Source organism: Streptomyces tricolor, from assembly GCF_002155905.1.
Taxonomy (GTDB): domain Bacteria; phylum Actinomycetota; class Actinomycetes; order Streptomycetales; family Streptomycetaceae; genus Streptomyces; species Streptomyces tricolor.
Genome location: NZ_MUMF01000074.1, coordinates 1 through 13,777, shown reverse-complemented (window position 1 = coordinate 13,777; position 13,777 = coordinate 1). Strand labels below are relative to the sequence as shown.

Below are 13,777 nucleotides of genomic sequence, written 5' to 3'. Positions count from 1 at the left end.
CCCGGTACGGCCCACGCCGGCTCCCCGCGTCCTCCTGGGACCCGGCGTGGGCCGTACCGGGAACCGCCGCAGCCAGGACCACGGCGATGGCAACAAAACTTGAACGAATCAACCGACTCATCGCGCCTCTCCCCTTCACTTGATGAACGGAGCGCCCTCAGCGTAGGCCGAGCCAGAGGCGACGTGAAAAGTTTTGCGGCAAGTTTCGCAAGCTTGCAGTACAGCTTTCAATGGTTGCCGACGGGCCCTCGGCCTTCCGAAAGCCCAGATCAGGGGCGTGAGCCGACGTCTCATGACCGGTACGCCCGTCGGCGTGCGGCAGGCGAGGCGCGGACACGGGGGACGTTACCGCTGGATGAACTGGCAGGCTGTGCTCCTGTCACCGGGCCCGCTGCCGTCGACCGGCGAAGACGGGCTCGCGGCGGGCGGAGCCGCCACGACACGACCGAAAGCGATCCACGGCGGCGGGGGCGAGGAGGGCCGCCCAGTTCGCCGTCACCGGGCGAACCGGGCGGCCCTTCGTCTGCGGGGACGCGGTTTCCTGGTTCAGCTGCGCCAGGTGTCGCTCAGCAGTGTCTTGCCTCTGGACGGGACGGTGGCGGTGCGGTAGGCCGCCGGGTCGGGCTTGAGCCCTCCGGCCGGGTTCCAGTCGCCGAGCGCGGGCTGGTCGCCGGTGACGTAGACGTTCTCGCCCCACACGGTCGTGGCGTCGACGCTGAACGAGGCGCCGGTGGTGACGCGGGGATCCTCACCGGGCTCCCCGCCGCCCGGGTCGGTGCAGCTGGCCGCACCGGTGTGCAGGGCGAGGGCCGTGTCGGCGCCGAGGGTCGCGGTGAACTGTCCGGAGCCGTTCACGGTGACGGGCTTGCCGCTCTGGACGTCGCAGTACGTGCCGGCGGGCAGCGACGTCCGGAAGGTCCTGGTCAGTGCGCCGGGCTCGTGGTTGATCACGACGTAGGCCTTGCCGCCACGGCCGAAGGCGATGGCTTGTTGCCGTTGTCCCACCAATCGGTCACCTCCGTGCGGCCCGCGGTGTTGCGGAACGCGACCATGCCGGCGATCTCGCGGCAGGCGTGCTGGCACTTCCACCCGTCGGTGTGACAGGCGTCGACCTGGCGGTTGTCGGGTCCGCCCGCGTCGTTGTCGAACGCGTAGCCGGAGTGGACGTCCGGCGAGCCGTAGAGCCAGGCCAGCATGAAGACGTGGGCGAGCGTGTACGCGGCCCCGTCCTTGTAGGTGCTGGGGACGTATCCCCAAGCCTCGCCGAAGTTCTTCAGGTACGCGAGCTTCTCGCCGGAGAAGACGCGCTTGAGGGCTCTGCCGTACGCGAACTCCTGGACGTCTCCGGACGAGCCCCCGGTGCCGGTGCCCGCGCTGTTGGCCATGTGGTTGATGACCGTGTCCAGCAACGCGCCTTGCCCGGCAGGCCCTTGGGGGGTCCTTGCTGAAATCGTCAGCATGTTCTTGTGGTCGAGACCGTACGACCCCTCTCAATCTCCGGTCAACCATCCTGCCGGAACTGGTTGTTCTGGCAACCGAACGCCAACATCACTGCGCTGACTGTCAGTTCAGCAACTGCAAGCTTTCGCAAGCTTTTCAAAGGTGTTACGTTCAATCAACGTCCGGCCCGGAGGCCCGGAGCGTACGGGTCCACGCGCCCGGTCCGCCGGACCGGGCCTCGGTCGAGGCTCCGCAGCCCACTCGGTCCGCTGCACCGGTGTTCCGCCGATCTCCTCAGGCAGGGCCCGGTGGCAGCGGTCAGCCGTCCCAGGCCCAGTCGGCCACCTCCGGCAGGTCCGTGCCGTGGACGCGGATCCAGTCGTGGTGGCGCAGCCGGGCGTCCTCCATCCGCTGGCGTACGGCAGCGGCGCGTACCGCCAGGCCGGGGACGCGGTCGATGACGTCCATGACCAGGCGGTAGCGGTCCATGTCGTTGCGCACGACCATGTCGAACGGCGTGGTGGTGGTTCCGATCTCCTTGTAGCCGCGCACGTGGAGGTTCTTGTGGCCGGTGCGGCGGTAGGCGAGCCGGTGGATCAGCCAGGGATAGCCGTGGTAGGCGAAGATCACCGGCTTGTCCGGGGTGAAGAGCCCGTCGTACTCGAAGTCGGTCATGCCGTGCGGGTGTTCCTCGCTCGGCAGCAGCCGGGCGATGTCGACGACGTTCACCACGCGCACCGACAGTTCGGGCAGCTGGCGGCGCAGCAGCCCGGCGGCGGCCAGGACTTCCTGCGTCGGCACGTCCCCCGCGCAGGCCAGCACCACGTCCGGCCCGCCGCCGCGCTCCGTACCGGCCCAGTCCCAGATCCCGGCGCCGCGGGCGCAGTGCGCGCGGGCCTGGTCCATGGACAGCCAGTCGAAGCAGGGCTGCTTGCCGGCCACGATGACGTTCACGTAGTCGCGGCTGCGCAGGGCGTGGTCGGCCACCGAGAGCAGGGTGTTGGCGTCCGGCGGCAGATAGACCCGTACCGCCTCGGGGCTCTTGTTGAGGATGTGGTCGACGAAGCCGGGGTCCTGGTGGGAGAAGCCGTTGTGGTCTTGCCGCCACACGTGCGAGGTCAGCAGGTAGTTGAGGGAGGCGATGGGTGCGCGCCAGGGCAGCCTGCGGGTGACGCGCAGCCACTTGATGTGCTGGTTGACCATCGAGTCGACGATGTGGACGAACGCCTCGTAGCAGGAGAAGAGCCCGTGCCGGCCGGTGAGCAGGTAGCCCTCCAGCCAGCCCTGGCAGGTGTGTTCGGACAGGATCTCCAGCACCCGGCCGTGCCGGTCGAGATGCTCGTCCACCTGGAGCACCTGGGCCTGCCAGGCCTTGCCGCTGGCGGCATAGACGGCCTGGAGACGGTTGGAGGCGGTCTCGTCGGGGCCGACCAGGCGGAAGTCCCGCCGGTCGGTGGTGGCTCGCATCACGCCTTCCAGCAGATCCCCGAGGACACGGGTGGGCTCGTGCAGGGTCGCGCCGGGTTTGTCGACGGGGACGGCGTACCGCTCCAGCGCGGGCAGGGGCAGTTCACGCAGCAGCAGTCCGCCGTTGGCGTGGGGGTTGGAACCGAGCCTGCGGGCGCCGTCCGGGACGCAGGCCAACACGTCCGCACGGGGCGCGCCGTGCTCGTCGAACAGTTCCTCCGGCCGGTACGACCGCAGCCATGCCTCGAGTTGCCGCAGGTGGTCGGGGTTGTCGCGGACGGCGGCCAGCGGAACCTGGTGGGCGCGCCAGGTGCCCTCGACGGGAAGTCCGTCGACTTCGGCCGGACCGGTCCAGCCCTTCGGGGTGCGCAGCACGATCACCGGCCAGCGGGGGCGTTCGCCGGCGCCTTCCTCGCGGGCCGCGCGCTGGACGGCGGCGATGCGGTCCAGCGCGGTGTCCATGGCCTGGGCCATCGCGCGGTGGACGGCGTCCGGATCGTCGCCGGTGACGTGGATCGGATCGTGGCCGTACCCCTTGAGCAGGGCGTCGAGTTCCGGCTCGGGCAGCCTGGCGAGGACGGTCGGGTTGGCGATCTTGTAACCGTTGAGGTGCAGGATCGGCAGGACCGCGCCGTCGTGGACCGGGTCGAGGAACTTGTTGGAGTGCCAGGAGGCGGCCAGGGGCCCGGTCTCGGCCTCGCCGTCGCCGATCACGCAGGCGACGAGCAGGCCGGGGTTGTCGTAGGCGGCGCCATAGGCGTGCGACAGGGAGTAACCCAGCTCGCCGCCCTCGTGAAGGGAGCCCGGCGTCTCCGGTGCCACATGGCTCGGCACGCCGCCGGGGAACGAGAACTGCTTGAACAGCCGGGCCATCCCGGCCGCGTCCCGGGTGACGTCGGGATACGTCTCGGTGTACGAGCCCTCCAGCCAGGAGCCCGCGACCACCGCCGGGCCGCCGTGCCCGGGGCCCCAGATGCACAGGGCGTTCAGGTCGCGGGCCCGGATGACGCGGTTGAGGTGGGTGTACACGAGGTTCAGGCCGGGCGAGGTGCCCCAGTGGCCGAGCAGCCGCGGCTTGACGTGCTCGGGGCGCAGCGGTTCGGTCAGCAGCGGGTTGGCCATGAGGTAGATCTGGCCGACGGACAAGTAGTTCGCGGCGCGCCAGTGGGCATCCAGCGTTCTCAGTTCGTCGTCCGTGAGCAGGGCGGACGCCTGCCGGGTGTCGACGGACATGATGGTCCCTTCCGGGTCGGGGGGCGGTCAGTGGTGCATGCCGGGTCGGTACTCGTCCCAGGTTCCCGTGGTCACCGAGTACCGGATAGGGCCGATCGGGGCACCGAGCCGGCCGACAAGCCGGCGCGTGAAGCGGTACGCCGTGGCAGGGCGCCGTGCATCGCCCCGAGCGCGTCCGCGTCGACGGCGGCGCCGGGGTCTGGCCGTAGCCGATCGCGGGGAGGCGGGGCCGATGCCGTCGCCCGCCCCTTCACGGGCCCGCGTACGCGACGCGGGCGGCGTCCGCCGTCCTCGCGGAGCCGACCTGGTCGTGCGGCATGTCCGTGCCCTGCTCAGCGGAGCCGGCGCAGGTAGGGGTCCTGGGGCCGGCACGGCACCAGCCGCACCCGTGCGTCCAGCACGGTGACGCCGCCGGAGGTCGCGAGGACGGGGTTGAAGTCCACCTCCGCCAGGTGCGGCAGGTCCACCGCCATGCGGGACAGCCGCAGCAGCAACTGCTCCAGCAACCCGAGGTCGACGGGGCCGTTGCCGGCCGCGCCGAAGAGGAGCGGGGCGCAGCGCGGTGCGGTGATCAGGTCGTGCACGTCGTGGTCGGTGAGCGGGGCGAGCCGGGCGGCGCGGTCGGCGAGCACCTCGGTGGCCGTGCCGCCGAGGCCGAACAGGACGAGCGGCCCGAAGACCTCGTCCTGGACGACGCCCGCGCAGAGTTCCGTGCCGCGGGCGGCGAGCGGTTGCAGGACCGCACCGGTCATCAGCCCGGCGAAGCGCGTCCGCAGGTCGCGGAAGGCACCGCGGATCTGGGCGTCCCCGCGCAGGTCGAGGAGCACCGCATGCTGCTCGCTCTTGTGGGCCGACCCGGGCCAGTGGGCCTTCATGACCACCCGGCCGTCGGAACCCCGGAGCCGGTCGGCGGCCAGGACGGCCTCGTCCTCGGTCTCGGCCCAGGCCCAGGAGATCTGCGGAATGCCGTAACAGGCCAGCAGGTCGGCGCATTCACGCGGGTCGAGCCAACCGCCTCCGGGATGCGCGGCGAGATGGTCCTCCACGAGCGTGCGCGCCCGCTCCGCCTCGACCCCGTCCAGGTCCGGGACCGTCCCGGCGGGTCGTGCCAGCCAGGCCGCGCGGCGGGCGGCGTGGGCCAGCGCCCGTGCGGCGGCCTGCGGATCGGCGTACGACGGGATGGTGCCGCTTTCGGCGGCGGGCAGCAGCTCGACGGGCAGGTCCTGTCCGAGCCGCACCACGGCCATCGGCTTCGCCCGCCGGCCGGGAGCGAGGGTGAGGGCCTTGACGAGGTCTTCGCCGGTCGCCGCAGCGACCGCGGTGGGGACCAGGGCCACGAGGACGGCGTCGATGCCGCCGTACCGCATGACCCGGTCCACGCAGTCCGTGAGCTGCGCCTCCGTGACGGCGGCGGTGGCGTCGACGGGGTTGCCCACCACGGCCCCGTCGGGCAGCACGGCGAGCAGGTCGTCGATCAGTTCCGGTGTGGGTGCCGGGAGGGACAGTCCGGCCTCGGCGCAGGCGTCGGCGGTGAGGACACCGGCTCCGCCCGCGTTGGTGACGATCGCGACCCGGCTCGCCGCGGGCAGCGGCTGGGCGTGCAACAGCGCCGCGGTCTCCAGGAGTTCGCCGATCGAGCGGGTTGCCGTGATGCCGGCCTGGGTGAAGAGCGCGCCGCGGGTCAGGGGGCGGGTGGCCGCGGCGGCGGGGTGTGAAGCGGTGGCGCGGCGGCCGGCTCCGGTGCGACCGGTGTCGACGGTCAGCACCGGCATCCGGCGCGTCACGCGGCGGGCGGTGCGGGAGAACGCGCGGGGGCTGCCGAAGGACTCCAGATGCAGCAGGGCGAGATCGGTGCGGCCGTCGCTCTCCCACCACTGGAGCATGTCGTTGCCGCTGACGTCGTACTTGTCGCCGAGGGAGGCGAAGGAGGAGACGCCGATGCCGAGCCGGGAGAGCCCGTCGAGCAGGGCGATGCCGACGCCGCCGGACTGCACGGCGACGCCCGCCGTCCCGGGACGCGGAGGGCGGGCGGCGAAGGTGGCGTCGAGGCTCAGCGCCGGGTCGGTGTTGGCGATGCCGAGGCAGTTGGGGCCGACCAGCCGCATGCCGTACGCACGGCAGGTCGCCAGCAGGGTCTGGGCCTGGTCGGCGTCGAGTCCGGCCGTGACGACGAGGAGCGCCCGTACGCCGGCCTTGCCGCACTCCTCGGCGGTCTCCGGGAGCGCGGCGGCGGGTACGGCGAGCACCGCGAGGTCGGGGATCCTGGGCAGCGCGCTCACGGAGGGGTGGCAGGGCACGCCGAGGATGGAGTGCGCGGCGGGGTTCACCGCGAACAGGCGCCCGGTGTAGCCGCCCGCGTGCAGCTGGTGCAGGATCGCCCGTCCCACCGAACCCGGGGTGCGCCCGGCTCCGACGACGGCGACCGCCTCCGGCAGCAGCAACGGGGTCAGGCTGGCGACATCGGCGGCCCGGCCGCGTTCCTCCACGGCTGTGAGGTAGCCGTCGCTCTGGTCCAGGTAGATGGTGCAGGCCACCTCCGGGCCCGCCCAGCGGCGGGCGGTGCGCAGGCCGAGGTCGGCGAAGAGCCTCAGCACCTTGTGGTTCTCGCTGAGCGCGTCGGCCGTGAAGGCCGTGATGCCGTCCGCGCGGGCGGCGGAGACGAGGTGCTCGACGAGCAGGGTGCCCACCCCTCGGTGGTGCAGCCCGTCGGCGACGGCGATGGAGACCTCGGCCGTGTTCGCCTCCCCGGCCTCGTACTCGGCGAGGCCGACCACCCGGCCCCGCGTCTCGGCCAGCAGCGCCCGGTGGCCGGGGCGGGCCGGAGCACAGGCCCGGTCGGCGGCCAGGCCGGGCAGCCGGCGGCTCGCGGTGAAGAACCGCAGGCGCAGGTTCTCCGGTGACATCTCCTCGTACAGCTGCTCCACCTGCTCGTGGTCGCCCGGCACCACGGTACGGATGCGGACGGTGGTGCCGTCCGCCAGCAGGGCATGGACGGCGGGTCGGTCGGTCACGTGGTGGGTCATCTCAGGGTTCCTCCGCGGTTCTCGACGTTCCGAGCATCCGGCGGATCCGGGGAGCAGCCCATGGGCTGTCCGGGGGTCGTGCGAGGGCCCTCGGCCCAGAAATGCGCCGGTCGTCCCCGGACCGGACAGAGAGGAGGGGCGGGGGCACCCGGCCGGCCGTGGTCTGCGGGGGATGCCGGGCCCTGTGCGGACGGAGAGGCGGGTGCCGCGGAGGTCAGGGCCGGGGTTTGTACGCGAACACCCACCGGTTGCCTTCCAGCGCGTCGTTCGGCTCGGGGAGGGGACCGCGTCCGTGCCGGCGGGTGAAGTCGAAGGGGGTGTGCACCGAGGTGGACCAGCCCTTGGCCGTCAGGTCGCCCGCGGAGTCGGGGCGTGGTCCCTTCTCGAAGAGGTGCAGCAGGTCGATGCCGATCTGCCGGCGCGTCGCCGTGTAGATCGCGCTGTCGCGGTACTCCAGCAGGTCCTTCTCCAGCTTGGCCTCGAAGGCCAGTGCGCTGCCTTCCGCGGTCAGCCGGTCCACGGTGTCGATGAGCTGCGTCTCGGCGGGGCCCGGCAGGTAGAAGAGCAGGCCCTCGGCCAGCCAGACGCTCGGTGCGGCCGGGTCGAAGCCGGCGGCGGTCAGCGCGGTGACCCAGTCGGCGCGCAGGTCGACCGGTACGGGGACGCGCTGCGCCTTCGGGGTGGCGTGCAGGTCCGTGAGCACCCGCTGTTTGAACGCCAGCACGCCCGCCCTGTCGATCTCGAAGACCACGTGGTCGGACGGCCAGTCCAACCGCAGGGCGCGGGTGTCCAGCCCCGCGCCCAGCAGGACCACTTGGCGGGCGCCCGTACGGACCGACCGGAGGAGGAAGTCGTCGAGGACCCTGGTCCGCAGGCCGAAGTAGCGGGCGAACCGCCCCCACAGCGGGTTGTCGTCCCCGTCCGGGACCTGTTGGATGCGCACCGGCCAGGCCGCGCACGCCGGGGCGGCGCGCACGAAGTGTTCCGCGTAGACGTCCTGGGCCAGGCTGTCGTGGCGGTGGGTCTCGATCGCGCGTGCCGCGGCGACCAGGAGGGCGGTGAGGCCCACGCCTGCGTCCACGCCCTCCGTGTCCGTGTGCTGCGACGCCGTGCCGACCATGGTTCCTCCGTTGGCGGGAGCGGGAACTGCCGGATGTCTGCTTGTCGCCTGCGGTGGGTCCGTCGTGCAGGGGTCTCTGGTGCCGCACGCTTCGTTCATCGGCTTCTTCCCTCCGGGATCAGGACGGGTTTGACCACGCGGCCCGCGTGGAAGTCGCGTTCGGCCTCGTTGATGCCGGCGAGCGGATAGGTGCGGATCAGCTGGTCGAAGGGGAAGCGTCCGGCCTGCCACAGCCCGGTCAGCCGGGGTACGAGCAGTCCGGGGACGGCGTCGCCTTCGCAGATGTGGCGGATGCCGCGGCCTCGGTCGAGCGTGCCCGGTTCGAGCGGCAGCGCGGTGTGGAGCCGTGCCACCAGGCCGAGGCTGCCGGTGGGGCGCAGCGCCCGGAGCGCGTCGTTGATGAGCGGGGGCGAGGCCGTGGTGTCCAGCGCGTACTGCGCGCCGCCGTCGGTCAGCCGCCGGATCCGCTCGGACAGTCCGGACGTTGTGACGGGCAAAGGGATCGCGCCGAACCGTTCGGCCAGGGCCAGCCGCCGGGGGTGCCGGTCGACGGCCACGGTCAGCGCCCCGGCGGCCGTGGCCGCCATCACCGCGGCCAGGCCCACCGCACCCGCGCCGAGGACCGCGAGGGTGTCGCCGGGGCCGGCGCCGAAAGCGTTCAGCACGGCTCCTGCCCCGGTGAGGAAACCGCAGCCGAGCGGCCCGAGCAGTTCGACGGGCAGTGCGGGGTCGACCCGGACGGCATTGCGGGCCGGGACGAGCGCGTACGCGGCGAACGAGGACTGGCCGAACCAGCGGGGGGCGAGCGCTCCCCCGCTCGCGTCGGTGAGCCGTGGCGTGTCCTCCTTGCGTCCCCCGAAGAGGTTGAGGGAGGCGAAGGAGTCGCAGTAGGCGGGGGCCGCGCCGCGGCAGTTCCGGCAGTGCCCGCAGGAGTCGAAGCTCAGCACGACGTGGTCACCGACGCCGATCGCGGTGTCCGGTCCGCCGCCCGTTCGCACCACGGTCCCGGCTCCCTCGTGGCCGAGCACCGCCGGCAGCGGGCTGCGGCCGGCCGGCCGCCGGACCGCGAGATCGGTCCGGCACATCCCGCAGCCCGCGATCTCCACCAGGATCTCGCCCTCGGCGGGTTCGGTGCGCAGGGTCACCTCCTCGATCGTGAAGGGGTCCTCGTACGAGCGCAGTACGGCCGCCTGGAACCTCACCGTCATGCCTCCCTCGGGCGGTGGACGACGAACGGCCGGAGGTTGCCGTAGAGCCCCCACGGTCCGCCCGCGACGCCGACACCGCTGTTCTTGACGCCCGCGAAAGGCTGGGCGAGGGACAGTTCGGCATGGTGGTTGATCCAGGCCGTGCCGCATTCGAGCCGGTCGGCCACCGCCTCGGCCCGGTCGAGATCGGTGCCCCATACGGAGCCGCCGAGTCCGAATCCGGTGCCGTTGGCCGCGTCGACGGCTTCGTCGAGACTCCGGTAGGGCAGTACCGGCAGGACGGGGCCGAACTGTTCCTCGGTGACGACCGGACTGGCCGGCGGGACGTCGGTGAGGATCGTGGGTGCGAAGAAGTAGCCCGGCCGGTCCAGCCGCCGGCCGCCGGCCGCCGCCCGGGCTCCGTCCGCCCGTGCCTGCTTCGTGACCTGCTCGACCCGGGCCAGCTGGGCGGCGTTGTTGACCGGGCCCAGCCGGGTGTCCGGGTCCGTTCCGGCCCCCACGACGACGGTCTTCGCGCGCTGTGCGAGGGCTTCGACGACCTCGGCGTGGAGCCGGGCCGGGGCGTAGACGCGTTTGACCGCCATGCAGACCTGCCCGCAGTTGCGGAACGCGGCCCAGAACAGCCGGTCCGCGATCCGGTCCACGTCGATGTCGTCCAGGAGGACCGCGGCGTCGTTGCCGCCCAGTTCCAGGGTGACCCGGGCCAGCGAGGCCGCCGCCGCTTCTGCGACGGCCCGCCCGGTGGGCACCGAGCCGGTGAAGGTGACGTGGCGGATGCCCGGGTGGGAGGCGAGGCGGGCACCGAGGGGTTCGCGGCCGGTGACGACGGTCAGTACGTCCTTCGGCAGGGCGGTGGCGAGGACGGAGCCGAGCAGCCGGGTGGCGAGGGGGGTGTACGGGGACGGCTTGAGGACCATGGTGTTGCCCGCCGCGAGTGCGGGCGCGAACTTCGCCGCCGCGAGCTGGAGGGGAAAGTTCCACGGCACGATCGCGGCGACGGGTCCGAGCGGTCGCCAGCGGATCTCGCTGTGCACGGGCCGGCCGTCGGTGATCCGCCGGGTTCTGGGGGCCAGGTCGGCGAAGTAGCGCAGGCGGGCCGCCGTGCGGGCGATCTCCGCGTACGACTCGGCCAGGGGCTTGCCCTGTTCGCGGGTGAGCGACCGGGCGAGGTCGTCACCGGCCCGCTCCACGGCGTCGGCCGCCCTGCGCAACGCGGTGGTCCGGGCGGCGGGGTCGGCGCGCCAGCCGTGCCAGGCCCGGTGGGCCCGGTCGACCACGGCGTCCAGCTCGTCGGGCCGCTGGTCGGGGGCCTCGTCGAAGGCTTCACCGGTGGCCGGGTCGATGACGGCGAAACGCGCGGACCGGCGTGCGGGGGCGCGGTCGGGTTCCGGGGCCGGCATGCCGGTGGTCAGTTCCCGGCGGGGACGCCGGCCGCGTGCGCCCGGGCCTGCCGGTCCATCTCCGCCCGGAACGCGGCCACCAGATGCGGCTGGATCCTCCCTGCATTGCGGTCGCCGCCCTCGCAGACCGCTCCGCGTACTCCCACGATGTCCGTGCCGATGCCGGTCAGCGGAGCGAGGTCGCTCTGTCGGACGCTGCCCGCGAGGGCGGCGAGCAGACCGCGGGCGTGGGCGGACCGGACGAACTCGGCGCAGACGTCCGGCGAAACGTGGTCGAACAGCCGCGACCCGTCCTTGACGGCGGTGTCGAGCATGGCCGCGTCGGCGCCGGAGCGAGCGGCGATGTCGGGCAGGGCGAGTGGGTTGACACAGCCCACGCGGTGGGCGTCGGCGTAGCCGGAGGCGACGACGAGGGCTTCGGAGCGGTGGTCCTTCACCGCCCGGACGACCGCGCGCATGACCTCGATGCCCTGATCGGGCGTCGTGCATCCGTAGAGGCCCACTTTGATGTACGTCGCGCCGGAGACGACCGCGCCGAGTGCGGCCTGGGCCACCGTGCCGGGCTTGTAGGGAACGTCTCCCACGGTGGCGGAGACCGGTGTGTCGGCCGGAATCGCGTCGCGGATCTCTCTGATGACCCAGGGGAAGTTCGCGCCGAGCGAGCCCTCGTCGGGCTTCTTGACGTCGACGATGTCGAGGTGTTCCGCCGCCTTCGCGCAGTCGAGGGCCTCCTCGACGCTGTCCGGGGAGATGAGAAGCAACACCCTGGGCTCCTTCCGCCGCATGTCCCCCTGGCCGGGGGACAGGGGCGCGGATCGCCTGGTTCATGTGCGGTGTGCTCATCATTTCCGCCCCCCATGGGCACCGGTAGGGCGTACGGGGTTCCCATGGGGCGCTCGCGGCCGGGCGCGGTGCGCCGCGCACACCGGCCGGTGTGCCGGCGGGGGCTGTCGTCCTGGTGTCGGCGAGGAGGCTCCGGTCGTCCGCCGGAGCCTCCCGGACACGCGCCCTACTGACGGCTGAGCGCGCGTGTGATCCCGGCCAGGACGGTGGTGGCCAGGATCCAGCCCGTGACGATCAGCAGGTAGGCGAGCCACTGCCACGCGCCCCGGGGTGTGAAGGCGTTCTCCTGCCCGAAGCCGACGAAGGGCAGCAGCAGGTCCAGGGTGTACACGAGGGGGTGGAAGTCAGGGGCTTCGCCGCGCTTCAGGGGGCGTGGTGCGCAGAGCGTGAAGGCGGTGGTACCGGTCAGCAGGAGCAACAGCAGCCATCCGGCCGCCCTGACGGGACGGAAGCCGTAACCGACGGCTGCGTCCTGGAGGTGCCCCCACCAGCGGGCGTACCAGATCAGCGTGCCGCGGTGGCGGCGGAGTTTCGTCAGCTGCACCGTGCGGGCGGCCGCGTCGTCGCCGGCGACACGGTAGGCGCTGGTCAACTGTTCGTAGCTGTGCGGCAGATAGCCCTCGGTCTCGCGCTCCAGCAGCGGAAGGCGCTGTTCCGCGGGGAGGTGCGGGGCGAGCGTCCGGTAGCTCAGCCCGTCGATCCTGACCCGCTCGGGCCAGACGTCGGGCAGTGCGTGCAGGAACTCCACCTGGGAGCGGCGCAGGTCCACCGTGCCCGTGATCGGGGCCGTGTCGCGCAGCCACAGTTCGCCCACGACGCAGCTGTCGGCGCTCAGGGCCTCCCCGTCCGGACGGGACAGCCGGGCGTGGGCCAGATTCAGGTGGCGGGGAATCCTGGCGCCGCTCAGCACGATTCGACCGTGTGCGCACAGGCGCAGGGCGTTGAGGTCGGTGCCGACCGTCAGGCTCTCGGCTTGCAGAGCGGTGCCGCCGGCGGCCCGCAGTTCGGCGCCCTCCAGATTCACCCGGCCCCCGACCGTGGCCCCGTCCAGCCGGACCTGGCCGTGGGCGACGAGGCCGACGGCCCATACGTCGGTGCCGATCTCCGCATGGTTGAGCTGAAGGACCGGCTCCCCGGCCGGCCCGTCCGCCGCGGCCGTGGGCGGGGGCGGGGCGCTCGCTCCGGCCGGGCTGCCGAGGTGCGCCCCGTCGAGGAAGAACGCGCCGGTGACCTTGGCGCCCTGGAGTCGGACAGGTCCCGTGACACGGCAGCCGGTGATCCTCAGGACGCCGTCGACGCGGAGGGTCGCGGCGCTCAGCCCGGGCAGGACCGAGTCGCTGAGGACGAGGGCGCGGATCTGCGCCCCGTACAGGTGCGGGACCTGCTCGAAGTGACAGGACCGCAGACGCACCGGGTGGTCGATCGATCCGTAGCCGAGATCCAGCCGTCCGGTGATCCGTGCGCCCGTCAGCTTCAGCCCGGCTATCTCACCGTCGCCGACCGGCCCGCCGATCAGCAGCGCCCGGATGACGGAAGCGCGTACCGTCCGCTCGGGCCCCCAGGAGGCCCCGGCCTCGGCCCCGCCGTCGCCGCTGTCCGTGAAGTCGACGCCCCTGCCGACCGAGAAGGCCTGCCACACGCGGCGCTCCGCCGGTGTCAGATCGGTGATCTCCATCGCCGGATGCTGACGGTGGCGCGATCAGGCTGTCAACTCATGACCCGGGGAAGGGCCTTCCGTTCATGGTGACAGGACGGATGTCACATCGCCGCATGGGCCGGCCGGCTGTTCAGGCCGGGGACGGCGAGTGCGCCGGGACGTTCGGGCGCGGCGCAGGCGTGCGCGCGGTTCAGCCACTCCCGGTAGGCCGGTGCCTCCTGGGCCACGGTCCAGTACGCCTGCTCCAGCTCGGGGAAGGCGTGGTCCAGGTCGGCCTCCGTGCGGGCCGCCAGCAGCAGACGTACCTGGCGGTACGTCTGCTGCTGGCGGCCCGCACGGACGCCGCCCTGGACCACGCCTTCCCCGCGCTGGAGCAGGCCTACTGG

7 protein-coding genes and 2 pseudogenes are annotated in these 13,777 nt (G+C 72.7%); all 9 read right to left on the bottom strand.

Going from position 1 to position 13,777, the window contains the following annotated elements; translation table 11 throughout:
• Window positions 1–546 precede the first annotated feature (546 nt).
• Window positions 547–1,349: pseudogene (locus CCN44_RS06485) on the bottom strand (alpha amylase C-terminal domain-containing protein); the annotation flags it as partial.
• Between the two features lie 409 nt (window positions 1,350–1,758).
• Window positions 1,759–4,140: a phosphoketolase family protein gene (locus CCN44_RS06480; RefSeq protein WP_086697099.1), complete on the bottom strand. Its 2,382-nt coding sequence runs from the start codon at window positions 4,138–4,140 to the stop codon at window positions 1,759–1,761.
• Between the two features lie 332 nt (window positions 4,141–4,472).
• Complete coding sequence (locus tag CCN44_RS06475) at window positions 4,473–7,163, bottom strand: bifunctional acetate--CoA ligase family protein/GNAT family N-acetyltransferase (RefSeq protein WP_086697098.1); 2,691 nt, start codon at window positions 7,161–7,163, stop codon at window positions 4,473–4,475.
• A gap of 214 nt (window positions 7,164–7,377) precedes the next feature.
• Window positions 7,378–8,283 carry a class I SAM-dependent methyltransferase gene (locus tag CCN44_RS06470; protein WP_086697097.1) on the bottom strand — a complete coding sequence of 302 codons (906 nt, stop codon included), beginning with the start codon at window positions 8,281–8,283 and terminating at the stop codon, window positions 7,378–7,380.
• 95 nt (window positions 8,284–8,378) lie between these two features.
• The gene (locus CCN44_RS06465) at window positions 8,379–9,485 is read right to left on the bottom strand and encodes an NAD(P)-dependent alcohol dehydrogenase (RefSeq protein WP_059256267.1); all 1,107 of its coding nucleotides are present in this window, start codon (window positions 9,483–9,485) and stop codon (window positions 8,379–8,381) included.
• A gap of 2 nt (window positions 9,486–9,487) precedes the next feature.
• The gene (locus CCN44_RS06460; RefSeq protein WP_086697096.1) at window positions 9,488–10,891 is read right to left on the bottom strand and encodes an aldehyde dehydrogenase family protein; all 1,404 of its coding nucleotides are present in this window, start codon (window positions 10,889–10,891) and stop codon (window positions 9,488–9,490) included.
• A gap of 8 nt (window positions 10,892–10,899) precedes the next feature.
• The gene (locus tag CCN44_RS06455) at window positions 10,900–11,655 is read right to left on the bottom strand and encodes a (5-formylfuran-3-yl)methyl phosphate synthase (RefSeq protein ID WP_086697095.1); all 756 of its coding nucleotides are present in this window, start codon (window positions 11,653–11,655) and stop codon (window positions 10,900–10,902) included.
• Window positions 11,656–11,900: 245 nt separating this feature from the next.
• On the bottom strand, window positions 11,901–13,409 hold the full coding sequence (locus tag CCN44_RS06450; RefSeq protein ID WP_086697094.1) for a membrane-associated oxidoreductase: 1,509 nt from the start codon (window positions 13,407–13,409) through the stop codon (window positions 11,901–11,903).
• Window positions 13,410–13,492: 83 nt separating this feature from the next.
• A pseudogene (locus CCN44_RS45910) lies at window positions 13,493–13,777 on the bottom strand (hypothetical protein); the annotation flags it as partial.